Annotated in this window: 22 protein-coding genes and 1 riboswitch; of the genes, 2 read left to right on the forward strand and 20 right to left on the reverse strand. The window is 71.8% G+C overall.

The genetic code is table 11. The features are described 5' to 3' along the window. Window positions 1-2: 2 nt before the first annotated feature. The 3 genes from ACY1JF_RS08120 to rlmN all read right to left on the reverse strand — a co-directional run bounded on the left by ACY1JF_RS08120 (window position 3) and on the right by rlmN (window position 4,097). Window positions 3-1,601 carry an ABC transporter permease gene (locus ACY1JF_RS08120; protein ID WP_462704320.1) on the reverse strand — a complete coding sequence of 533 codons (1,599 nt, stop codon included), beginning with the start codon at window positions 1,599-1,601 and terminating at the stop codon, window positions 3-5. A gap of 38 nt (window positions 1,602-1,639) precedes the next feature. Further along, on the reverse strand, window positions 1,640-2,755 hold the full coding sequence (locus tag ACY1JF_RS08125) for a thiamine ABC transporter substrate-binding protein (protein WP_462704321.1): 1,116 nt from the start codon (window positions 2,753-2,755) through the stop codon (window positions 1,640-1,642). Window positions 2,756-2,836: 81 nt separating this feature from the next. After that, window positions 2,837-2,942, reverse strand: a riboswitch (TPP riboswitch). A 48-nt stretch (window positions 2,943-2,990) separates the two neighbouring features. Beyond that, window positions 2,991-4,097, reverse strand: coding sequence for a dual-specificity RNA methyltransferase RlmN (gene rlmN / locus ACY1JF_RS08130; protein ID WP_462704322.1), 1,107 nt, complete (start codon window positions 4,095-4,097; stop codon window positions 2,991-2,993). A gap of 316 nt (window positions 4,098-4,413) precedes the next feature. Here rlmN and ACY1JF_RS08135 point away from each other — a divergent pair, with 316 nt between their 5' ends. Beyond that, window positions 4,414-5,055 carry a hypothetical protein gene (locus ACY1JF_RS08135; protein WP_462704323.1) on the forward strand — a complete coding sequence of 214 codons (642 nt, stop codon included), beginning with the start codon at window positions 4,414-4,416 and terminating at the stop codon, window positions 5,053-5,055. 136 nt (window positions 5,056-5,191) lie between these two features. Here ACY1JF_RS08135 and ACY1JF_RS08140 read toward each other — a convergent pair whose 3' ends face one another. The 5 genes from ACY1JF_RS08140 to rpsB form a co-directional block, all read right to left on the reverse strand. Beyond that, window positions 5,192-6,334: a phosphatidate cytidylyltransferase gene (locus ACY1JF_RS08140; RefSeq protein WP_462704324.1), complete on the reverse strand. Its 1,143-nt coding sequence runs from the start codon at window positions 6,332-6,334 to the stop codon at window positions 5,192-5,194. After that, window positions 6,334-6,891, reverse strand: a complete 558-nt coding sequence (frr, locus tag ACY1JF_RS08145) for a ribosome recycling factor (RefSeq protein ID WP_215164522.1) — start codon at window positions 6,889-6,891, stop codon at window positions 6,334-6,336. The genes ACY1JF_RS08140 and frr overlap by 1 nt, the downstream gene beginning before the upstream one ends. A gap of 128 nt (window positions 6,892-7,019) precedes the next feature. Then, a complete protein-coding gene (gene pyrH / locus ACY1JF_RS08150) occupies window positions 7,020-7,778 on the reverse strand; it encodes a UMP kinase (RefSeq protein ID WP_462704325.1) in 759 nt (252 codons plus the stop codon). 176 nt (window positions 7,779-7,954) lie between these two features. After that, window positions 7,955-8,791, reverse strand: coding sequence for a translation elongation factor Ts (gene tsf / locus ACY1JF_RS08155; protein WP_462704326.1), 837 nt, complete (start codon window positions 8,789-8,791; stop codon window positions 7,955-7,957). Between the two features lie 96 nt (window positions 8,792-8,887). Then, the gene (gene rpsB, locus ACY1JF_RS08160; protein WP_462704327.1) at window positions 8,888-9,778 is read right to left on the reverse strand and encodes a 30S ribosomal protein S2; all 891 of its coding nucleotides are present in this window, start codon (window positions 9,776-9,778) and stop codon (window positions 8,888-8,890) included. Window positions 9,779-10,051: 273 nt separating this feature from the next. Here rpsB and ACY1JF_RS08165 point away from each other — a divergent pair, with 273 nt between their 5' ends. Next, window positions 10,052-10,639 (forward strand): murein hydrolase activator EnvC family protein, encoded by a 588-nt coding sequence (locus ACY1JF_RS08165; protein WP_462704328.1) that lies wholly within the window; start codon window positions 10,052-10,054, stop codon window positions 10,637-10,639. Window positions 10,640-11,092: 453 nt separating this feature from the next. On the opposite strand, the gene ACY1JF_RS08170 is transcribed toward ACY1JF_RS08165, so the two are convergent. The 12 genes from ACY1JF_RS08170 to rplS form a co-directional block, all read right to left on the reverse strand. Beyond that, on the reverse strand, window positions 11,093-11,650 hold the full coding sequence (locus tag ACY1JF_RS08170; protein ID WP_462704487.1) for a TetR/AcrR family transcriptional regulator: 558 nt from the start codon (window positions 11,648-11,650) through the stop codon (window positions 11,093-11,095). 118 nt (window positions 11,651-11,768) lie between these two features. After that, window positions 11,769-12,611, reverse strand: a complete 843-nt coding sequence (gene whiG / locus ACY1JF_RS08175; RefSeq protein ID WP_462704329.1) for an RNA polymerase sigma factor WhiG — start codon at window positions 12,609-12,611, stop codon at window positions 11,769-11,771. Window positions 12,612-12,895: 284 nt separating this feature from the next. Beyond that, window positions 12,896-14,074 carry a DNA-processing protein DprA gene (gene dprA / locus ACY1JF_RS08180; protein ID WP_462704488.1) on the reverse strand — a complete coding sequence of 393 codons (1,179 nt, stop codon included), beginning with the start codon at window positions 14,072-14,074 and terminating at the stop codon, window positions 12,896-12,898. A 23-nt stretch (window positions 14,075-14,097) separates the two neighbouring features. Further along, window positions 14,098-15,711, reverse strand: a complete 1,614-nt coding sequence (locus ACY1JF_RS08185; protein WP_462704330.1) for a YifB family Mg chelatase-like AAA ATPase — start codon at window positions 15,709-15,711, stop codon at window positions 14,098-14,100. Further along, a complete protein-coding gene (locus ACY1JF_RS08190) occupies window positions 15,711-16,073 on the reverse strand; it encodes a YraN family protein (RefSeq protein ID WP_462704331.1) in 363 nt (120 codons plus the stop codon). Before ACY1JF_RS08190 ends, ACY1JF_RS08185 begins: the two co-directional genes overlap by 1 nt. A 116-nt stretch (window positions 16,074-16,189) precedes the next feature. Then, window positions 16,190-16,498 carry a DUF2469 domain-containing protein gene (locus tag ACY1JF_RS08195; protein ID WP_003965949.1) on the reverse strand — a complete coding sequence of 103 codons (309 nt, stop codon included), beginning with the start codon at window positions 16,496-16,498 and terminating at the stop codon, window positions 16,190-16,192. 56 nt (window positions 16,499-16,554) lie between these two features. Beyond that, window positions 16,555-17,109, reverse strand: a complete 555-nt coding sequence (locus tag ACY1JF_RS08200; RefSeq protein ID WP_462704332.1) for an NUDIX hydrolase — start codon at window positions 17,107-17,109, stop codon at window positions 16,555-16,557. Continuing rightward, window positions 17,099-17,869, reverse strand: a complete 771-nt coding sequence (lepB, locus tag ACY1JF_RS08205) for a signal peptidase I (RefSeq protein WP_462704333.1) — start codon at window positions 17,867-17,869, stop codon at window positions 17,099-17,101. The genes ACY1JF_RS08200 and lepB (ACY1JF_RS08205) overlap by 11 nt, the downstream gene beginning before the upstream one ends. Window positions 17,870-17,934: 65 nt before the next feature. Continuing rightward, the gene (gene lepB / locus ACY1JF_RS08210) at window positions 17,935-18,858 is read right to left on the reverse strand and encodes a signal peptidase I (protein ID WP_462704489.1); all 924 of its coding nucleotides are present in this window, start codon (window positions 18,856-18,858) and stop codon (window positions 17,935-17,937) included. Between the two features lie 163 nt (window positions 18,859-19,021). After that, window positions 19,022-20,188 carry a signal peptidase I gene (gene lepB, locus ACY1JF_RS08215; RefSeq protein ID WP_462704334.1) on the reverse strand — a complete coding sequence of 389 codons (1,167 nt, stop codon included), beginning with the start codon at window positions 20,186-20,188 and terminating at the stop codon, window positions 19,022-19,024. Then, entirely contained in the window at window positions 20,181-20,924 is a 744-nt protein-coding gene (lepB, locus tag ACY1JF_RS08220; protein WP_462704335.1) for a signal peptidase I, read from the reverse strand. Before lepB (ACY1JF_RS08220) ends, lepB (ACY1JF_RS08215) begins: the two co-directional genes overlap by 8 nt. A 45-nt stretch (window positions 20,925-20,969) precedes the next feature. After that, the gene (rplS, locus tag ACY1JF_RS08225) at window positions 20,970-21,320 is read right to left on the reverse strand and encodes a 50S ribosomal protein L19 (RefSeq protein ID WP_070022289.1); all 351 of its coding nucleotides are present in this window, start codon (window positions 21,318-21,320) and stop codon (window positions 20,970-20,972) included. Between the last annotated feature and the right edge of the window lie 6 nt (window positions 21,321-21,326).

The following is a 21,326-nucleotide window of genomic DNA, read 5'->3' on the forward strand; positions in this document are numbered from 1 at the left end:
GCTCACAACTCCCCGCTCCGGTCGGTGCGCAGCCGCTCGAGCACCAGCAGCGCCACCGCGCACACGATCATCAGAATCGTCGACAGGGCCATCGCCTGCCCGTAGTTGACGTCCCCCGGCCGTCCCAGCAGCCGTGCCACGGCCACCGGCAGCGTCGGGTTGTCGGGCCGCGCGATGAACACCGTCGCCCCGAACTCCCCCAGCGACACCGCGAACGCGAACCCGGCCGCGACCAGCAGCGCCCGCCGCACCAGCGGCAGGTCCACCTCCCGCCAGACCCGCCAGGGCGACGCCCCGAGCACGGCCGCCGCCTCCCGCAGCCGCCCGTCCACCGCCCGCAGCACCGGCAGCATGGTCCGTACGACGAAGGGCACCCCGACCAGTGCCTGCGCGAGCGGCACCAGCATCCAGGACGACCGCAGGTCCAGCGGCGGCTCGTCCAGCGCGATCAGGAACCCGAAGCCGACGGTCACCGCCGACACCCCGAGCGGCAGCATCAGCAGCGCGTCGAAGCCGCGCACGAGCCGGCCCGCGTCCCGGCGGGCCAGCGCGAAGGCGGCCAGTGAGCCGACGAGCACGGCGACGGCGGTGGCGGCGACGGCGTACTGGAGGGAGTTGCCGACGGCGTCGATCGGCGGGACGAGGAAGGTACCGCCGTCCTCGTGCGTGAGCGCCCGGTAATGACCGAGACCGCCGTCCACCGACCGCCGCACCAGCACGGCCAGCGGCAGCAGGATCAGTACGGCGACGGTGGCCAGCACCCCTGCCAGCAGCCCCCGCTGCCCGGCGCCGCGCGGCCGGCGCGCGGTGACCGAGGCGTCCACCAGCCTCAGCGCGGTCTCCCGCCGCCGCACCGTCCAGGCGTGCACGGCGAGGATCGCGGCGACCGCGGCGAACTGGACCAGCGTCAGCACGGCGGCGGTGGAGAGGTCGAAGAGCTGCGAGGTCTGCCGGTAGATCTCCACCTCCAGGGTGGCGAAGGCGGGCCCGCCGAGGATCTGCACGACGCCGAAGGAGGTGAAGGTGAACAGGAACACCATCAGCGCGGCGGCGGCCACGGCGGGCGCCAGCGCCGGCAGGGTGACCCGGCGCCAGGCGGCGAACGGCGACGCGCCCAGCATCCGCGCGGCCTCCTCCTGCCGCGGGTCGAGCTGCGCCCACAGACCGCCGACGGTGCGGACGACGACGGCGTAGTTGAAGAAGACGTGCGCCAGCAGGATGGCCCACACGGTGGTGTCCAGCCGCACCCCCCACAGGTCGTCGAGCAGCCCGCCGCGCCCGACCAGGGCCAGGAACGCCGTACCGACCACGACCGTCGGCAGCACGAACGGCACCGTCACCACCGCCCGCAGCACCTGCTTGCCGGGGAAGTCCAGCCGGGCGAGGACGTACGCGCCCGGCAGCGCGACCAGCAGGGTGAGCGCCGTGGAGGCCAGTGCCTGCCAGGTGGTGAACCACAGCACGTGCCGTACGGCGGAGGCGGCCACCACCTCCCCGATCCGGCCCGGGTGCCAGCCGTCGCCGTCCTTCAGGCCCCGGCCGACGATCGCGGCGACGGGGTAGGCGAAGAAGACGGCGAAGAACGCGACGGGCACCGCCATCAGGGCCAGTCGCGCCCCGTTCGACCGCCGCCGCGCGGCTACTTCAGTACGAGCGAGGTCCACGACGTGACCCAGTCGTCCCGGTGTTCGGCGATCTTCGCCGGGGCCATGGTCCGCGGGTCGGCGACGTCCGGCATGTTGTCGGTGTAGACGGCCGGCGGCTCGGCGCCGTCGACGACCGGGTTGACGAACATGTTCAGCGGCATGTCCTCCTGGAACTTCTCGCTGATCAGGAAGTCGATCAGCGCCTTGCCGCCCTCGGGGTTCTTCGCCTTGCTCAGCAGCCCGGCGAACTCGGTCTGCCGGAAGCAGGTGCCGGTCGCCACCCCCGTGGGCGCGGTCTTCGGCTGCGGATCGGCGTAGACCACCTCCACCGGCGGGGAGGAGGCGTAGGAGACGACGAGCGGCCGGTCCCCGCCGGCCTTCCTGCCCCCGGCCGACCCGGAGAACTCCTCGTTGTACGCCTGCTCCCAGCCGTCGACCACCTTCACCCCGTTGGCCTTGAGCTTCTTCCAGTACCCCTGCCAGCCTCCCCCGCTCTCGGCTTCGCTCGAGCGGGAGGTGCCCCCATCCCCGTACGCGGCGGCCGTCCCGAGCAGGAAGCCCAGCCCCGGCGAGGAGGTCCCGGCGTTCTCGGTGACGAGGAGGTCCTTGTACGCGGGCTCGGTCAGGTCGGCGAAGGAGGCCGGCGGGTCGATGTCGTGCTCGCTGAAGTACGCCTTGTCGTAGTTGACGCAGATGTCGCCGTAGTCGACGGGCGTGACCCGGTGCCGCTCGGCGTCGAGCTGGTACCGCTCGTCGACCCGGTCCAGTCCCTTCGCCTCGTACGGCTGGAACAGGCCGTTGTCGAGGGCGCGGGAGAGCAGCGTGTTGTCGACGCCGAAGAGGACGTCGCCCTGCGGGTTGTCCTTGGTCAGGATCGCCTTGTTGACCGCCTGCCCGGCGTCGCCGTCCTCCAGGACCTTCACCCGGTACCCGGACTGCTTCTCGAAGGCGGCGATGACGCTCTTGGACACGGCCCACGAGTCATGGCTGACCAGCGTCACGGTCCTCGTGTCGCCGGACGCCCCGTCGCCGGACGACGACCCGCACGCGGACAGCGTGACCAGACCGAGCCCGACGACCAGGACCGTGGCCTTCTTGGTGATGCTCACTGAATTCCTCCTGGGGTGGGCCAGGAGAAGACGCGGCCCTGCCCGGAACCCCTCGTCGGGACCCCGGGCAGGGCGCAACAGCTCGAGTGATGACCGATCTCCCTACCCAGAATGACCTGGGCCAGGTTCGGAGGGTCTGCGGCCGGTGCCGCACTCTCAGCGCTGTGGCGCTCCCCTGTCGGAATATTGAAGATGTGTTTCTCTGATGTCCTACGGATGTCCTACGTCGATCAGGTTACCGCTCGCTCGCGGCGAGCTGGCCGCACGCCCCGTCGATCTCCTGCCCGCGGGTGTCCCGGATGGTCACCGGCACACCGTGGGCCGCGATGGCCTCCACGAACGCCTTCTCGTCCTCGGGCCGCGAGGCGGTCCACTTCGAGCCCGGCGTCGGGTTGAGCGGGATGAGGTTGACGTGCACGGGCTTGCCCTTGAGCAGCCGCCCGAGCCGGTCACCCCGCCACGCCTGGTCGTTGATGTCCCGGATCAGCGCGTACTCGATGGACAGCCGGCGCCCCGACCGCGCGGCGTACTCGAACCCGGCGTCCAGCACCTCACGCACCTTCCACCGGGTGTTGACCGGCACGAGGGTGTCGCGCAGCTCGTCGTCGGGGGCGTGCAGCGAGATCGCGAGCCGGCACTTGAAGCCCTCGTCGGCGAACCGGTGGACGGCCGGCACGAGACCGACCGTCGACACGGTGATCCCGCGCTGCGACAGCCCGACACCGTCCGGCTCGGGGTCGGTGAGCCGCCGGATGGCCCCCACCACGCGGTTGTAGTTGGCGAGCGGCTCGCCCATCCCCATGAACACGATGTTGCTGAGCCGCGCCGGCCCCCCGGGAACCTCTCCGTCCCGCAGCGCCCGCATGCCGTCCACGATCTGGTGCACGATCTCGGCGGTCGACAGGTTCCGGTCGAGCCCCGCCTGCCCGGTGGCGCAGAACGGGCAGTTCATGCCGCACCCGGCCTGCGAGCTGATGCACATGGTCACCCGGTCCGGGTACCGCATGAGCACCGACTCGACGAGCGTCCCGTCGAACAGCCGCCACAGCGTCTTGCGGGTGGTGCCCTCGTCGGTCGACAGATGCCGCACGACGGTCATCAGCTCGGGCAGCAACGCCTCCCGCAGCTTTCCCCGGGCACCGGCGGGGATGTCGGTCCACTGCTCCGGGTCGTGCGCGTACCGCGCGAAGTAGTGCTGCGAGAGCTGCTTGGCGCGGAACGCCTTCTCACCGGCCGCGACGACCGCCTCCTTGCGCTCGGCGGGCGTGAGGTCGGCGAGATGCCGCGGCGGCTTCTTGGCTCCGCGCGGGGCGACGAAAGTGAGTTCTCCGGGCTTAGGCATGGCAGTACCAGTGTCGCAGATCGACGGGGTGGCCTTCCGACACCGGCCGGGCCACCGCGGACCGCCGTGGTGCCCTTGTGAGGTGTGGCACATAGGAGGGTCACGGTGCGCACGGTTACCTACTGGTCAGCATGCGCGATTTCGGCATCGTCACAGGTGTTTTTTGTCAATCCGGTTACGCAATGCGCGCGGACCGTACAGACGGAAAGAATGGCCGGACCATCAATTCGGGGGCGGCTTTTTCGCCGGTGGTTCACTGAGGAGGAGAGCGCCTTTCGGCGGTCACTCGCTCCTTCAGGAGAACGGACGGAATACCGTGGTCTTCGAGAAGATCAAGAAACTGAAGAAGGCGCACAAGGTCACGCTCGGCGCGGCCTGTATCGCCGCGGCGGGCAGCCTGGCCGTCGCCGGCGCCAATCTGGCCAAGGACGACGGTCCCGGCGAGGCGCCGACCACGACCGTCCACCGGGACGACAACCGGGACCGGACCGAGGTCGACGGGGACGGTGACGGGCCGCGCGTCGGCTGCCCCGGTGAGAACACCAACTGCGAGGTGGGGACGGAGCCCACCCCGAGGACCGTCTACCGCACGGACCAGGCACCCGAGGGCACCGGCCCGTGGCGGTACAAGGTGGTCGACACCGTGACGGACCGCGGTGACGAGGGCCTCAAGGTGCGCACCTGTGCCGAGGACGACTGCCCCGGCCCCGAGGCCGCCGCGCAGATCGGGCTCGCCCGGTTACACGACACGCTCTGGGTCCTGTGCTGGAAGGACACCGGCTTCCAGCCCGGAGAGGGCCTCGACACCACCGTCTGGCTGAAGGTCAGGTGGCCGACGAGGGAACCGCACACCGAGGCTGATCTGCGCAGCTCACGCGACGACGAATACACCGGCTGGTCGTACAGCGGATTCACCGAGCCGGCCGGACACAACGGCGACATTCCCGAATGCGCGTGACCCAGGCACAAGCCTTGGGAATCGGCGCGGCAGCGGTATGAGCAAGGCGTTCCCTTTTCCGCCCCGGGTACGGCACGGGCCCCGCCCTTCATGAAAAGGACGGGGCCCGCGATACGTATGTCAACGCCGACGCGGTTCAGCCGCTCCCCACGAAGACCACCAGCAGCAGCCACGCCACCGGCGCCGTGGGCAGCAGCGAGTCCAGGCGGTCCATGATGCCGCCGTGGCCCGGCAGCAGGGTGCCCATGTCCTTGATGCCGAGGTCGCGCTTGATCATCGACTCGCCCAGGTCGCCCAGCGTGGCGCTGACCGCGACGGCCAGGCCCAGGAGCAGGCCCTGCCACCAGGCGCCGTCGTCGATCAGGAACTGCACGCACAGCGCGCCCGCGGCCATCGCGAAGGCCACCGCTCCGGCCAGGCCCTCGCGGGTCTTGCCGGGACTGATGCGCGGCGCGAGCTTCCGCTTGCCGAAGCGCCAGCCGACCGCGTAGGCGCCCGTGTCGCTGACGACCGTCAGTATCAGGAAGGTGAGCACCCGCCACGGACCGTCGTCCGCCGCCAGCATCATGGCGACGAACGTGGCCAGGAACGGCACGTAGAACGCCGCGAAGACGCCCGCCGTGACATCCCGCAGGTAGTCCTGCGGTGGCCGCGCCATCCGCCATACGAGGACGGCGAGCGCGGTCAGCGCCATGGCGACCCACGCGCCGTTGGCGCCCCGCGCATAGCCGGCGATGACCATCGCCGCGCCGCCGACCGCCAGCGGGACGAGCGGCGCGTGGATGCCCTTGCGCTCGTCGAGCCGCTTGGTCAGCTCCCACAGCCCGACCACGACGGCGACGACGACCACGCCCACGAACACGGCCTTGACGAAGAACAGCGACGCGACGATCACCGCACCGAGCCCGAGGGCCACCCCTATCGCGGCACCCAGGTCGCGCCCCGCGCTCTTCTTCTGCGGCGAGGGCGGCGAGGGTGCCGGCTGCGGGGCGTCCTGCATGGGCTCCGGATTCTGCTGCTGCGGCCCCGCCGTGAAGGCCGGTGCCGGAGGAGAGGTCTGGTCGCGGAACGGGGGACCGCCCTGCCGAGCGGCCCCCCGGTCGTCATCCTGGTCCGAGCCGAAGTCGGGTACGTCGGGCACGATGGGCATGGGGCGAGTCTGCTGCGCGTACTGCGCATCGTAGGCGGGACCCGCCGGGGCAGCCCCCTGGACAGGTCCCCGCTCGGACGGCCCCCAGTACCCGGCTTGTGGCGGCGCCCCCCAGGAAGAGTCGTTCATCAGACCTCGAGCAGCTCCGCTTCCTTGTGCTTGAGGAGCTCGTCCACCTGGGCGACGTACTTCGCGGTGGTGTCGTCGAGTTCCTTCTCCGCGCGGCGGCCCTCGTCCTCGCCGACCTCGCCGTCCTTGACCAGCTTGTCGATGGCGTCCTTGGCCTTGCGGCGCACGGAGCGGATGGAGACCTTGGCGTCCTCGCCCTTGCCCCGGGCGACCTTGATGTACTCGCGGCGGCGCTCCTCGGTCAGCTCCGGGAACACCACGCGGATGATGTTGCCGTCGTTGCTCGGGTTGACGCCGAGGTCGGAGTCACGGATCGCCTGCTCGATGTTGCGCAGGGCGGTCTTGTCGAACGGCGTCACCACGGCCATCCGCGGCTCCGGCACGGAGAACGAGGCCAGCTGATTGATCGGCGTCGGCGCGCCGTAGTAGTCGGCCACGATCTTGTTGAACATCGCCGGGTGCGCACGGCCGGTGCGGATCGCGGCGAAGTCCTCCTTGGCGACCACGACGGCCTTCTCCATCTTCTCCTCGGCTTCGAGGAGGCTCTCTTCGATCACCACTTGCTCCTGCGTGTCTTGAGTAGGCCCGGCCGCGGTTCCCCCTCGGGGCGACGGCCGGCTGCGTCGCGTCTTCTTCCTGCACGGTTCCCGACCGGCAGGACATTGTCCATCCCCCGGCCAGGGGGTCAGGTACGGCTGTCCTGGTCCCCCACGAGCGTGCCGATCTTCTCACCCTTGACGGCACGGGCGATATTGCCCTCCTTCAGGAGTTCGAAGACCACGATCGGGAGCTTGTTGTCACGGCAGAGCGTGACCGCCGTGGCGTCGGCGACCTTCAGGTCCCGGGTGATGACCTCGCCGTAGCCGAGGGCGTCGAACTTCACCGCGTCCGGGTTGGTCTTCGGGTCGGAGTCGTAGACCCCGTCCACCCCGTTCTTGCCCATGAGCAGCGCCTCGGCGTCGATCTCCAGGGCGCGCTGAGCGGCCGTGGTGTCGGTGGAGAAGTACGGCATGCCCATACCGGCGCCGAAGATCACCACGCGGCCCTTCTCCAGGTGGCGCACGGCGCGCAGCGGGATGTAGGGCTCGGCGACCTGCCCCATGGTGATGGCGGTCTGCACCCGGCAGTCGACGCCCTCCTTCTCCAGGAAGTCCTGGAGGGCGAGGCAGTTCATCACGGTGCCGAGCATGCCCATGTAGTCGGAGCGGGCGCGGTCCATGCCACGCACCTGGAGTTCGGCGCCGCGGAAGAAGTTCCCGCCGCCGATGACGATCGCGATCTGCGCGCCGTCCCGGACGACGGCCGCGATCTCGCGCGCGATGGCGTGCACCACGTCGGGGTCGACGCCCAGGCCCCCGCCGCCGGAGAAGGCCTCCCCGGACAGCTTCAGCAGAAACCGGCCGCTCACTTTGCCGTCGTCGCTCTTCTCGGCCTTGGTGGTCATGGAGATCTCGCCTCTTTTACGTGGGTCACACATACGAAGGAGGCCATTGCCGGGGGCTGGGTTCATCCCTGCGCGGCAATGGCCTCCTCGTCAGATCTGCTGTCGTCCGCGACGCGCGGGTGCGCGGACGACTGCTGCCGACCCTACCGGGGCCGGGCGTCCGTCGCGGTACGGACTCAGATGCCGACCTTGATGCGCGAGAAGCGCTTCAGGGTGACACCGGCCTCGTCCAGGACCTTCTGGACGGACTTCTTGTTGTCCAGGGCGTACGGCTGACCGAGCAGCGTGGCGTCCTTGAAGAAGCCGTTGAGGCGACCCTCGACGATCTTCGGCAGGGCGGCCTCGGGCTTGCCCTCGGCGCGGGTGGTCTCCTCGGCGATGCGGCGCTCGGACTCGACGACCTCGGCCGGCACGTCCTCCTTGGAGAGGTACTTCGGCGCGAACGCGGCGATGTGCTGGGCGACGCCCTTGGCGATCTCGGCGTTCGGCTTGTCCAGCTCGACGAGGACACCGATCTGCGGGGGCAGGTCGGGCATCGTGCGGTGCATGTAGGCGGTGACGTAGCCGTCGGCGAACTGCGCGAAGCGGTCCAGGACGATCTTCTCGCCGAGGTTGGCGTTGGCCTCGTCGACGTACGCCTGCACGGTCTTGCCGGCCTCGATCTCGGAGGCGAGCAGGGCCTGGAGGTCGGCCGGGGAGGTCTTGGCGACGTGCTCGGCGATCGCGGTGGCGACGGCCTGGAACTTGTCGCCCTTGGCGACGAAGTCCGTCTCGCACTTCAGCTCGACGAGGACGCCGGAGGAGTTGTCGTCGGCGATGATCGAGACCACGGCGCCGTTCTCGGCGGAGCGGCCCTCGCGCTTGGCGACGCCCTTCTGGCCCTTGATGCGGAGCGCCTCGACGGCCTTCTCGACGCTGCCCTCGGCCTCGTCCAGCGCCTTCTTGCAGTCCATCATGCCGGCGCCCGTGAGCTCACGGAGCTTCTTGACGTCGGCGGCGGTGTAGTTCGCCATGATTCAGGAATCTCTCTCGAAGTCTGAAGATCTACGGGCCGAAACGGCGGGGGCTTCGTGGGCCCCCGCCGTCCAGAACCCGAAGGGTGTGAGGGGTCAGGCCTGCTCGGCGTCCGCGGCGGGGGCCTCGGCGGCCGGAGCCTCGGCGGCCGGGGCCTCCTCGGCGGCGTCCTCGGCCGGCTTCTCGGCCTCGGCCGGAGCCTCGTCCGCCTTCTTCTCGCCCTCGAGCAGGTCGCGCTCCCACTCGGCCAGCGGCTCGCCCGCGGCCTTCTCGCCCTTGCCCTCGGTGGCGACACCGGAGCGGGCGATGAGGCCCTCGGCGACCGCGTCGGCGATCACACGGGTGAGCAGCGTGACGGAGCGGATCGCGTCGTCGTTGCCGGGGATCTTGTAGTCGACCTCGTCGGGGTCGCAGTTGGTGTCGAGGATCGCGACGACCGGGATGTTGAGCTTCCGGGCCTCACCGACCGCGATGTGCTCCTTCTTGGTGTCCACGATCCAGACGGCGCTGGGGACCTTGGACATCTCGCGGATACCGCCGAGGGTCTTCTCCAGCTTGGCCTTCTCGCGCGAGAGCACGAGAAGCTCCTTCTTGGTCAGACCGGACGCGGCGACGTCCTCGAAGTCGATCTGCTCGAGCTCCTTGAGGCGCTGCAGACGCTTGTAGACGGTCGAGAAGTTGGTGAGCATGCCGCCCAGCCAGCGCTGGTTGACGTAGGGCATGCCGACGCGGGTGGCCTGCTCGGCGATGGCCTCCTGCGCCTGCTTCTTCGTGCCGACGAACATGACCGTGCCGCCGTGGGCGACGGTCTCCTTGACGAACTCGTAGGCGCGGTCGATGTACGACAGCGACTGGAGCAGGTCGATGATGTAGATGCCGTTGCGCTCGGTGAAGATGAAGCGCTTCATCTTCGGGTTCCAGCGACGGGTCTGGTGACCGAAGTGGACGCCGCTTTCCAGCAGCTCCCGCATCGTGACGACGGCCATGGCCGTATCTCCTTGAATTTCTCGGTTGTGCCGCGGATGCCGGACGGCTCCCGCGCCTGACGCCCGCGATGCGCCGTGCCGCAGAGGACCGAGGGGCGCTGACACGAGGCCTGGTGCTGTCTCGTGTCGGGGCGTGCGAAGTCGACCCGGTGACCCGGATCGCCATCAGAAGTGTACGGGACCCGGGGAGCACCGGGTGACGCCGCTCTCCACAACCGGCGAGTAATCCACAGCTCCGGGCGGGGAACGGGCCGTTCGGGGGACGGTTTCCGCATGCGAGTGAGGCGTTGGACGCGTGGATGGGTGTGGTCGCTGGCGGTGCCGGCCCTGTTCTTCGCGGGGCTCCCGGAGGGAGGGGCCGCGCCGGTGTCCGTGCCGCCGGGCGCGGCCTCCGGCCCCGTGGTCCCGGCCGTCGCCCGGAACTGGCCGACCGGCGGACGGCCCGCCGTCCTGCGCGGCTGGTCGCCTCCGGCGACGCCGTACGGGCCGGGCCACCGCGGGGTGGACCTGGCGGCCGGCCCCGGTGCGGTGGTGCGGGCGGTGGCGGCGGGACGGGTGGCGTTCACCGGCCGGGTGGCGGGCCGGGGCGTGGTCTCGGTGGAGCTGGCGGACACCGGTGAGCCGCCGCTGCGCACGACGTACGAGCCGGTACGGGCCTCGGTGGCGAAGGGCGACGTGGTGGCGGCCGGCGACCCGGTCGGCACGGTGGAGGCACCGGGCGCCCACTGTCCGGCCGGCTGCCTGCACTGGGGCCTGCGGGCCGGTGACACCTACCTGGATCCGCTGTCCCTGCTGCCGCCGTGGCTGCTCGACGGCGGCCCGTCCCGGCTGCTGCCGGTCCTGGGCGTACCACCACCCTGACCGGCACCGGCCCGGGAGCCGCGGGGCCGTGGAACCGCGGGGCCGTGGAACCGCAGAGCCGTGGAACCGCGGGGCCGTGGAACCGCAGAGCCGTGGAACCGCAGAGCCGTGTCAGGGGCCCGTGCGACGGGCCCCGCGTCCGGCGGCGGCGTGCCACCGGCCGGGCGGGGACGGCCCCGCGGCTCCGGAAGAGGGCCGGCCGGGACTGAGCCCGAGGCGCCGTGGGGTGCCGGCGCGCACCTGTACGCCGAACCAGCCGCGCCAGGCGCCGTCCGGGCCGGGCCCGCACTCCAGGTCCCAGCGGAGCTCGTCGTGACCGAAAGACATCCAGCCGACCCCGCACTCACGCGGTCAGGCGCGCGCGGCCGCCCTCGGCGAGAGGCGGCCCGGCACGTTCTCGCAGGCCGCCACGGTGATCCGCTCGCTGCTCGGAACGGCGGGCCGGCCCGGTGGTCAGCCCCGCACGCCCTTCAGCACCATCGACACCGTCGCGTCCGTGATCACCGTCGGGTCCTCCGCCGCGCCCAGCTCGATCCGGCGCACCGCCGCGTCGACCACGCCCTGGAGCAGCATCGCCGCCAGCCGCGGCTGCGCGTGGCCCATGTCGCCGAGCGCCTCGACGATCATCGCGATCAGCCCACCGTGCGCCGCCCGGATCTTCTCCCGGGCCCCGGCGTCCAGCTCGCTGGCGGAGATGGCGACCACGGCCCGGTGCCGGCGGTCACCGACCAGTTCCAGTTGCTTGCGCACATACGCCTCGACCTTGGCCTCCGGCCGGTCGACGGCGGCCATCGCGGCCTCCACCTCGGCCGCCCAGACCGGGAAGTCGACCGCGCACAGCTCCTCCACGACCGCGGCCCGCGACCGGAAGTACTCGTACACGGACGACCGCGCGAGGCCCGTCCGCTCGGCGAGGGCGGGGAAGGTCAGCGCCTCCGTCCCGCCTTCGGACAGCAGGGAGCGTGCCGCGTCCAGCAGGGCGGCACGCTGCATCGACCGGTGCTCGGCCACGGAGGCCGCTCGAATCCTTGGCACGTCGACCACTTTACGGACGCACCGCCCCGGACGGGAGACACCGCCCCCGTCCGGCCGATCGGCGACCCGGCCCGCCTCGCCGCGTCCGGCCGGGTCAGCGTCCGAATCCGGCCAGCTTCGCACGCAGTTGCAGAACCGACTTGGTGTGGATCTGGCTGACCCGGCTCTCGGTGACCCCCAGCACATTGCCGATCTCGGCGAGCGTGAGCCCCTCGTAGTAGTAGAGCGTGACGACGGTCTTCTCCCGCTCCGGGAGCGTGTTGATCGCCCGCGCCAGGAACCGTCGCAGTTCCCGGTCCTCGGCCACCTCCACCGGGTTGTCGGCGGCGGTGTCCTCCAGCGTGTCCATGAGGCTGAGCCGGCCCCCGCCCTCGCCGCCGGCGTGCAGCAGCTCCTCCAGCGCCACCACGTTGGCCAGCGACAACTGGCTGAAGACCGAGTGCAGTTCCTCGACCGCGATGCCCATCTCGTCGGCCACCTCCGCTTCGGAGGGGGTCCGCCGCAGCCGCGCCTCCAGCGTGGCGTAGGCCCGCTCCACGCTGCGGGCCTTCTGCCGCACCGACCGCGGGATCCAGTCCAGCGCCCGCAGCTCGTCGATCATCGCGCCCCGGATCCGGGTGATCGCGTACGTCTCGAACTTGATCTCCCGGTCCAGGTCGAACTTCTCGATCGCGTCGATCAGCCCGAACACCCCGGACGACACGAAGTCCGCCTGCTCGACGTTGGGCGGCAGACCCACGCTGACCCGGCCCGCCACGTACTTCACGAGGGGCGAGTAGTGCAGGATCAGCTGTTCCCGCAGTCGTTCGTCCCCCGTCGTCTTGTACGACCGCCACAGCTCGTCGAGCGTCGAGGGGGCGGGCGGCCGCACGCTGCCACCGTCGCGGGCGGCTGGGGGGACCGCCGCCCGTCCGGGCCCGGAGGTGTGCTGGGGCATTCGTCGCCTTGTGCCGTTCTGCCGTGTTCTGGTGCCGTCTGTGGACTGTCGGTCCGCCGTCTGGATGGTGCCTGTCTGTGTGAGGGTCTGGGTGGGAGCCTTCGTGAGCGTAGCGTGACTGGAGTGTCGCGGTGAGCGAAGAGACGCCTCCGGAGGGTGCGCAGATACGTTCCGCTCGACACTCTTCCCCCACCCCGCCATCGCTCAGCGTGATCACTCGAATACCTCAACTGCGGGAATTCCCAAGGGCGTAGGGGTTCCCCCGGACGGCCGAACACGCTCGGTCAGCACGGGTCGCGAGCCACGCGGGCTGAGATCATCGCCTGGCGTGTCAACTTCCAGCCGTCGTCATGTCGTTCGACGTAACCCAGTGCTCGAAGCTCGTACAGCCTCGCGATCGCGTCGTCCTGCGAGGTCTGGGCACGGCGCGCGATCCCGGCGGGCGCCGCGGTCCCGCGCGCCGGAAGCGCCGCCAGGACCTGCCGGGCGCCCGGTTCGAGCAGGTCGGTGGGGAGCACCGGGCCGCGCCGGTCCGGGGCGAGTTCGCCCATGTCACCGACGAGCTCGACGATCTCGGCGGCGTCGGTGACGAGGACGGCGTCGTCGCGCAGCAGTTCGTGGACGCCGGCGGACAGGGCACTGGTGGCCGGTCCCGGTACCCCCATCGTGTGCCGGCCCAGGCGCCGGGCGGCCCGTGCCGTGACGAGGGAGCCGCTGCGGTGGGCGGCCTCGACGACGACCGTGCCCCGGGTCAGCGCGGCGATCACCCGGTTGCGCAGGACGAACCTGCTCGGCGTCGGGTGCTCTCCGGGCGGCAGCTCCCCGGCCACCAGCCCCTGTTCGGCGATCCTTCTGATCAGTTCGGCGTGGCCGCGCGGGTAGGGCCGGTCGACCCCGCAGGCGAGGACGGCGACGGTGGCGCCGCCGGCCCCGAGGGCGCCCCGGTGGGCGGCGCCGTCCACGCCGTAGGCCCCGCCGGACACCACCACCCAGCCGCGCTCGGCGAGGTCGGCGGCGAGAGTGGCCGCCATGTGCGCCCCGTACGCGGTGCAGGCGCGGGCGCCGACCAGGGCGACGGACTTCAGCGCCCACATCCGCAGGCTGGGCCGGCCGCGGACCCACAGGCCCAGGGGCCGGGCGTCCCCCAGGTCGTCGAGCTGCCCGGGCCACTCGGGCCGCCCCGGTGCGACGAACCGCACGCCCGCCGCCGCGGCGGTGGTCAGGTCCCGGCGCGGGTCCGCCTGTTCGGCACGGGCCCGCAGCCCCTCCCAGCGCCGGTCGCTGACGCCCGGCGGCACGGGTCCGCCCCGCCGCAGTCGCCGGACCACCTCCCGTACCCCGCGCTCCCGCACCCACCGCCCGCCGGTCTCGTCCCCGGGCTCGATGACCCGGGTGAGGAAAACCCGGTCCAGCAGCGCCTCGTCCCACTCCTCACCCGCGCCCGCGCCCTCACCCGCGCCCATGGCCCCCTTCGCACTCATGCCGCTCACGCCGTCGCCCCGATCCTCATGGGCGTGCCACGCGGCACGCCGGTGCGCAGGTGCAGGGCCAGGGCCACGTCCGAGGCGTCCGGCCGGGCGTGACCGACGAGGTCGGCGACGGTCCAGGCGACGCGCAGCACCCGGTCGAGGCCGCGGGCCGTGAGGGTGCCCCGCTCCAGGCCGCGCTCCGCCTCGTCCAGCGCGCCCGGCAGGGCGTACCAGCGGCGGCGCAGCTCGTGCCCGGGGACCTCGCCGTTGGTCCGCCACGGGGTGCCGTCGAGGCGGGCCGCGGCCCGCTCCCGGGCCGACCGCACCCGGTCGGCGACCGTGGCGGTGGACTCACCGGGTGTGCCGCACGCGGCCAGCCCGGCGCGGGTGACGCGGTCCACCTCGACCCGCAGGTCGACCCGGTCCAGCAGCGGTCCGGACAGCCGGGCCTGGTAGCGGCGGATCGCGCCGGACGAGCACTCGCAGAGCTGGTCCTTCGGTGAGAAGCGCCCGCACGGACAGGGGTTGGCGGCGAGCACCATCAGGAACTTGGCGGGGAAGCGCACGACGCCGGCGCTGCGCGCGATGACGACGTGGCCGCTCTCCAGCGGCTGGCGCAGGGCGTCGAGCGCCTGGCCGCCGAATTCGGGCGTTTCATCCAGAAAGAGCACGCCTCTGTGCGACAGCGACACCGCTCCGGGCCGGGCGAAGCCGGGACCGCCGCCGACCAGCGCCTGCATGGTCGCGGAATGGTGCGGTGCGCAGTAGGGCGCGGTGTCAATCAGCGGCCTGCCCGTGGGCAGCAGACCGGCCACCGAGTGCACCGCCGTCACTTCCAGCGACTCCTGGCGGCCGAGCCGGGGCAGGATCGCGGGCAGCCGCTCGGCGAGCATGGTCTTGCCGGCACCGGGCGGCCCCTGGAGGAGCAGGTGGTGGCCGCCGGCCGCGGCGATCTCCACGGCCGTGCGCGCCGCCTGCTGGCCCACGACGTCGGCGAGGTCGTGCCCGTGGTCGCCCGGCACGGCCCCGTGCGTCCCGACGCCCGCGCCCGGCGCCCGCAGCCCGGACAGCAGCGGGTCGGGGCGGCCCTGCTGGTCGGGTTCCTCGTCCGGCACCGGTTCGTCGGCGAGTACGGCGATCAGCTGCCGCAGGCTGCGCACACCGAGCACGGAGACGCCGGGCACCAGGGACGCCTCGGCGGCGGCGCTCTCGGGCACCACCACCTGTTCGTACCCGGCGTCCGCGGCGGCCAGGACCGCCGGGAGGATGCCCCGTACCGGCCGCACCCGGCCGTCCAGCCCCAGCTCCCCGATCATGACGATGTCGGCGAGCTCCCGGGGGTCGATCCGTTCGGCGGCGCCGAGGACGGCCGCCGCCACCGCGATGTCGAATCCGCTGCCGCTCTTGGGCACCGACGCCGGGCTCAGCCCCACCGTGAGCTTCTTCTGCGGCCACGGGACGCCGGAGTTGACCATCGCCGCCCTGACCCGGTCCCGGCTCTCCGTCAGGCTCTTGTCGGGCAGCCCCACCAGCGTGAACGCCGCGACGCCGGGTTCCAGGTCGGCCTGGACCTCGACGACCACGCCCTCGACTCCGACCAGGGCCACCGAGCACGTACGGGCGAAGGCCATCACGCCACCCCCCGCGCGTGCTCGACGACCGGCGCGCCGCGCCGCGGCAGGAGCACGCCCACCAGGTCGATGCGGACACCGCCCGGCGGTACCCCGCCGTGGGTCTGGATCCAGCGCTGGGCGAGCTCGCGCAGCCGTCGCGACTTCTCCGGGGTCACCGCGGCCATCGGGTGCTCGAACGAGCCCGCCCTGCGGGTCTTCACCTCGCAGACGACCAGGACGTCCCCGTCCCGGGCCACGATGTCGATCTCACCGGTCCTGCCACAGCGCCAGTTGCGCTCCAGGACCTTCAGTCCTGCCTCGGCCAGCCTGCGGGCGGCGAGCGTCTCGCCGTACCTGCCGATCGCACTGCGTGCGTTCATGTCGGCACCACCTCCGGTGCCAACGGTCACGCGGACCGGCCGATCGTGTTGATCACGGTGGGTTACTCACCGGTTGTGGACAACTCCGTCACCGGTCCGGGTGAATCACGGGTGCGTCATCCGCCCGGCAGCTCCAGGTCGCTCTTGTTCAGCTCCTCGATGTTCACGTCCTTGAACGTGAGGACCCGCACCTGCTTGACGAAACGAGCCGGCCGATACATGTCCCACACCCAGGCGTCCGCCATGGACACCTCGAAGAACACCTCTCCCTGAACGGAGTGCACCTGCATCTCGTAGTCATTGGTCAGGTAGAAGCGCCGCTCGGTCTCGATCACGTATTTGAACAGACCGACGACGTCTCGATACTCCCGATAGAGCTTCAGCTCCATCTCGGTCTCGTATTTCTCGAGGTCCTCGGCGCTCATGGCATGTTCCCCTTCAGCCGTGCGATCCCACCATTGTGCGCCAGGTCCGTGAACCACTAGACGATTTCGGTGTCAAGGGTCACCGGCCCGGCCGGCGGACCCTCGTCGAGCAGCGTGCGCAGCAGCTCGGCGAGTCTGGTCGGGTACACCGTCTCACGGGCCCGGGCCAGTTCCCGGCACGTCCACCAGCGCGCTCCCGCCACGCTGCGCCGTTCCAGCTCGGTCAGGGCGGTGGCCGCGGTCGCGGTCTGGGTGGTGCGGGCCAGGTAGTACCACTCGTCCTGGTCCCAGCGGCGGCCGGCGAACGGGAAGGAGCAGCGGCGCCGCCACAGCACCGGCCCGAGCTCGATCTCGGTGATGCCGGTCTCCTCGGCGAGTTCCCTGCGGGCGGCCTCCTCGCGGGTCTCGTCGCCTTCGACACCGCCGCCCGGGGTGAACCACCAGTCGTCGGCGGGATCGTCCGGCTCGTGGCCGTGGAGCAGCAGGATGCGGTCCTCGGGGTCGAGGAGCACGACCCGGGCGACTTTGCGCAGGCCGCCGGTGTACGTGTCCGCAGCAAACGCCCGCGGCCCCTGTTCCGCCGGGCCGGCGCGCTCCGTCTCAGCGGACACGGGCGGGTCCCGTCCGGGCGCGGGAGCGGGCCGCCCGCGCGGCCAGGGGCCCGTAGGCGGCTCCGGCGAGGATCAGTACGGCTCCGCCGGTCACGGTCCAGGTGATCGGGCGCAGCGGCCCGGGTGAGGACAGGGCGCCGAGTTCCGCGAAGCCGGACGGGCGGGGCAGCATGCCCTCCAGCGGCCAGACGACGGCGTCGACCCGGGCGTCCACGGCGGAGCGCGCCACGGTGCCGCCGGCCGCGTCGGTCAGGTGGGCGGTGGAGTCCAGCGAGGTACGGCGCTCGTCGCCGAGCAGGAACAGGCGTCCCTCGGGGACGGTGACACCGGAGAAGCGGCTGCTCCCGGCCGCGGTCCCAAAGGGCAGGTAGGGCTCGTCCACTTCCTCGCCGTTGACCTTGAGCCTGCCGTCCTGGCAGCAGGAGACGGTGTCGCCGCCGACCGCGACCACGCGCTTGACCATGGGGGCGTCGGCCCAGGTCGCGTCCTTGAAGACGACCACGTCACCACGGCGTACGTCGGTGCCGTCGACACGCTGGGCCAGTATCCGGTCACCGGCGCCGATGGTCGGCGTCATCGAGTCGGTGGGCACGGTGTACGGCCGGTAGACCACCGCTCCCCAGACGAAACCGCCGAGGAACAGCACCAGGCCCAGCGCGACGGCCAGCCCGGACAGCCGCCGCCCGGTCCGGCCGCCCGCCGGACTCGTGGCCGCGCCGCTCCCGTGCGGGGCCGTGCCTGTCGTGCTCTCGCCACCCATGGATCGGCACCCTACCCGGCGGACCCGGGACGGTCAGCCCCGCGGACCCCCGCCACCGGGGCGCTTCAGCGCGTCCCGCCGGCGCCGGACCGCCGGCGCCGCCACAGGACGAACGGCACGGCTCCGGCCAGGGCCAGGCCCTGGGGCGCCACCGTCAGGGCTCCGGCGGCCGACGACGTGTCGTTCAGCGCGCTCTGGTCGAAGGTCTCCGGCACCGGGAGGGTGCTCCAGTGGTTGACCGGCCAGGCCACGACGACGGCACGGCCGATGACCTCGTCCACCGGGACCATGCCGTTGTTCTTGTCGGACCGGTTGTACCGGGAGTCCCGCGAGTTCTGCCGGTGGTCGCCCATGACCCAGAGGTAGCCCTCGGGCACCTTGACCTTGAACTGGCCGCCCTGGTCGTCGACGCTGCACGGCGTGTTGCCCGCGTAGACGTACGACGTCTCGTCCAGGGCCGTGCCGTTGACCTTGAGCGGGCCGGTGCCCTTGCACTCGACGGTGTCGCCGCCGACCCCGACGACGCGCTTGATGAGGTCCTTCTCCTCCGCGGACGGCATCAGGCCGATCCAGCTGAGGAACGCCTGCAGGGCGTTGGGCTCGGCCGTCGGCTCGCCCGCCAGCCAGTCGGCCGGGTCGTGGAAGACGACGACCTCGCCGCGCTCGGGCTCGGAGCCGAACCAGGGCGTGAGCTTGTCGACCAGGACGCGGTCGCCCATGGTGAGGGTGTTCTGCATCGACGCGGAGGGGATCGAGAAGGCCTGCACCAGGAAGGTCTTGATCAACAGCGCCAGCACCAGCGCGATGCCGACCAGGATGGGCAGCTCCTTCCAGAAGGAGCGCTGCTTCTTGGCCGGTTTGGCGGACGGGGGCGGCGTGCCGCCCGGACGCCGGCCGCCGACCCCGTTCGCACCGCCGGGACCGTCCGCACCGCCGCCGGGACCGCTCGGACCGCCGTCGGGGCCGTCCGCGCCGCCAGGACCGTTCAGGCCTTTGCCGGAACCGTCCGCGCCGCCGAGACCGTTCGGACCAGCGAGACCGTCCTGGCCGTTCGCACCAGCGTGGCCGTCCTGGCCGCCATGGCCGTCCGGACCGGCTTGGCCGTTCGCGCCACCCGGACCGTTCGCGCCACCGCCGGGACCGTCCAGACCGCTAGGGCCGCGCGCGCCCGTCCGGCCGTCCGTCACCGGGCCGCCGCCGTTCCCGCCCGTCCCGGCACCGCTCCCGGGGGCCGGGGCTCCGTCCGTCACCGGGGGGGCCGCATCCGCGGGGCGCCCGCGGTCCTCCTCTCCACCGTGTCCGGACCGTGCGCCCACCGCCACATCCCCCACGCCAACTCCTTACTCCGTGCCGCCGCCTGCCCCATGCGCGACGCAGGCCCACCACTCCCATAACGAGCGGGAGTTCCGCAGGGGTCGGGAGCTGGATCATCTCGTTCGAATCTTCGGGGGCCACACTATGCGACAGGGCGGGGGCGGCGGTCGTCGCGGAGGCCGCGTCGGCCACGGAAGCGAAGGTCTCCGGCTCCTCCAGGGTGCTCCAGCGTCCGAACGGCCAGGCGATCACCATGGCGCGTCCGACCACCTCGTCCACGGAGACCGTCCCGAAGTCGGTGTCCTGGTGGTAGCGGGAGTCGGCGGAGTTGGCGCGGTGGTCGCCCATCACCCACAGCCGTCCCTGGGGGACGGTCACGTCGAACCGGGTGTCGGAGGGGGCGTTGCCGGGGTAGACGTAGTCGTCCTCTTCCAGGGGGACGCCGTTGACGGTGATCCGGCCCTGGGTGTCACAGCACTCGACCCGGTCACCGCCGACCCCGACGACCCGTTTGATCAGGTCCTTCTCGTCGTCGGACGGCAGCAGGCCGATGAAGACCAAGGCTTCCTTGACCTGCTTGACGACAACGGGGTCGTCCTTCGTGGTGGTCTGCTCGTCCTGGAGCCAGCCGCCGGGGTCGCGGAAGACGACGACGTCCCCGCGCTGCGGCTCGGAGCCGAACCAGGGCGTGAGCTTGTCGACCAGCACCCGGTCACCGATCTGGATCGTCTGCTCCATCGAGCCCGACGGGATCACGAAGGCCTGCACCAGGAACGTCTTCAGGACCAGGGCTATCACGACGGCGACCCCGACGAGGAGCGGTATCTCCCTGACGGCGCTGCGCCGGCGGCGCCGCTTCACCTTGCGCTGGAGCTTGCGCCGCTCGGCGCGGCCGCGACCGCCGCCGGGGGGACCGGACGGGCCGGACGTACGCCGTGAGCCGGTCGGCAGCAGGTTCTCCGCGGGGCTGCTGGGCGTCCCCCGGGGCTTGCCGCGGCTACCCATCCGAGTTCCCGGCGGCGGGCACGCGCGCGTAGGCGCCGGGACGGTCCAGGCCGGTGGTGTGCCCGAAGGGCCAGACGATCCAGTCGGCGCGGCCGATCACGTCGTCCACCGGGACCATGCCGCCGCCGGGCGAGCCGAGGTGGTCGCGGGAATCGCTGGAGTCGGCGCGGTGGTCGCCGAGGACGAAGAGGGTGCCGTCGGGCACCACGACGTCGAAGCGGACCGTGGAGGGGCTGTCCCCGGGGTACAGGAAGGCGGACTCGTCGACCGGCCGGCCGTTCACCTGGATCCTCCCCTCCTCGTCGCAGCAGACCACGTGGTCCCCTCCCACGCCGACGACCCGTTTGATGTAGTCACCGGCGCCGAAGGTCCCGGTGCCGTCGAACACCACGATGTCGCCCCGCTGCGGTCCGGCACCGAAACGGTACGCCAACTTGTTTACGAGAACGCGGTCGCCGATCCTCAATGCGCGCTCCATGGAACCGCTGGGAATCCGGAACGGCTGGAGCACGAAGGCGGAGAGCAGCAGCAGGAACACCAGGCAGACCAGCGGGGTCAGGGTGAGCCACCCGCCGGGCACCCACGCGGCGACCCCGCCCGGATGCGCGGAACGCGGCCGTCCGCCCGGATGCGCGAAACGCGACCGTCCCTCCCGGGCCTCCGGATCCGGGGGTGTCCCGGAGTCGGAGGGGTGGGAGGAGCGGTCGCGCTCCGTCGGCTGTGTTTCGCTGTCCATCGGAGCCAGATGCTATCCGGCTCCGACGCGGACCTCGAAGTGCGCTCAGCTCTCGCGCTTCTCCTTGATCTTCGCGGCCTTGCCGCGCAGCTCACGGAGGTAGTACAGCTTGGCGCGACGGACGTCACCGCGGGTCACGAGCTCGATCTTCTCGACGATCGGGGTGTGCACCGGGAAGGTGCGCTCGACGCCGACGGAGAAGGAGACCTTGCGGACCGTGAAGGTCTCGCGCACGCCGGAGCCCTGGCGGCGGATCACGACGCCCTTGAACTGCTGCACACGGGAGCGGTTGCCCTCGATGACGCGGACGTGCACGTTGACCGTGTCGCCCGGGCGGAAGGCGGGGATGTCGCTGCGCAGCGACGCGGCGTCGACGGTGTCGAGCAGGTGAGACATTTCGTC

This window comes from Streptomyces sp. SYSU D01066-1 (genome assembly GCF_054956795.1).

Coding starts and splice junctions, on each gene's coding strand:
- ACY1JF_RS08190 (WP_462704331.1), bottom strand. CDS start 16,073: ATGAACGCACGCAGTGCGATCGGCAGGTACGGCGAGACGCTCGCCGCC.
- ACY1JF_RS08120 (WP_462704320.1), bottom strand. CDS start 1,601: ATGGCGGTGCCCGTCGCGTTCTTCGCCGTCTTCTTCGCCTACCCCGTC.
- rlmN (WP_462704322.1), bottom strand. CDS start 4,097: ATGCCTAAGCCCGGAGAACTCACTTTCGTCGCCCCGCGCGGAGCCAAG.
- tsf (WP_462704326.1), bottom strand. CDS start 8,791: ATGGCGAACTACACCGCCGCCGACGTCAAGAAGCTCCGTGAGCTCACG.
- whiG (WP_462704329.1), bottom strand. CDS start 12,611: ATGCCCCAGCACACCTCCGGGCCCGGACGGGCGGCGGTCCCCCCAGCC.
- lepB (WP_462704333.1), bottom strand. CDS start 17,869: ATGGGTGGCGAGAGCACGACAGGCACGGCCCCGCACGGGAGCGGCGCG.
- rplS (WP_070022289.1), bottom strand. CDS start 21,320: ATGTCTCACCTGCTCGACACCGTCGACGCCGCGTCGCTGCGCAGCGAC.
- dprA (WP_462704488.1), bottom strand. CDS start 14,074: ATGGGCGCGGGTGAGGGCGCGGGCGCGGGTGAGGAGTGGGACGAGGCG.
- rpsB (WP_462704327.1), bottom strand. CDS start 9,778: ATGGCCGTCGTCACGATGCGGGAGCTGCTGGAAAGCGGCGTCCACTTC.
- pyrH (WP_462704325.1), bottom strand. CDS start 7,778: ATGACCACCAAGGCCGAGAAGAGCGACGACGGCAAAGTGAGCGGCCGG.
- ACY1JF_RS08195 (WP_003965949.1), bottom strand. CDS start 16,498: ATGAGCGCCGAGGACCTCGAGAAATACGAGACCGAGATGGAGCTGAAG.
- ACY1JF_RS08140 (WP_462704324.1), bottom strand. CDS start 6,334: ATGAACGACTCTTCCTGGGGGGCGCCGCCACAAGCCGGGTACTGGGGG.
- lepB (WP_462704335.1), bottom strand. CDS start 20,924: ATGGACAGCGAAACACAGCCGACGGAGCGCGACCGCTCCTCCCACCCC.
- ACY1JF_RS08185 (WP_462704330.1), bottom strand. CDS start 15,711: ATGGCCTTCGCCCGTACGTGCTCGGTGGCCCTGGTCGGAGTCGAGGGC.
- ACY1JF_RS08165 (WP_462704328.1), top strand. CDS start 10,052: ATGCGAGTGAGGCGTTGGACGCGTGGATGGGTGTGGTCGCTGGCGGTG.
- lepB (WP_462704334.1), bottom strand. CDS start 20,188: ATGGGTAGCCGCGGCAAGCCCCGGGGGACGCCCAGCAGCCCCGCGGAG.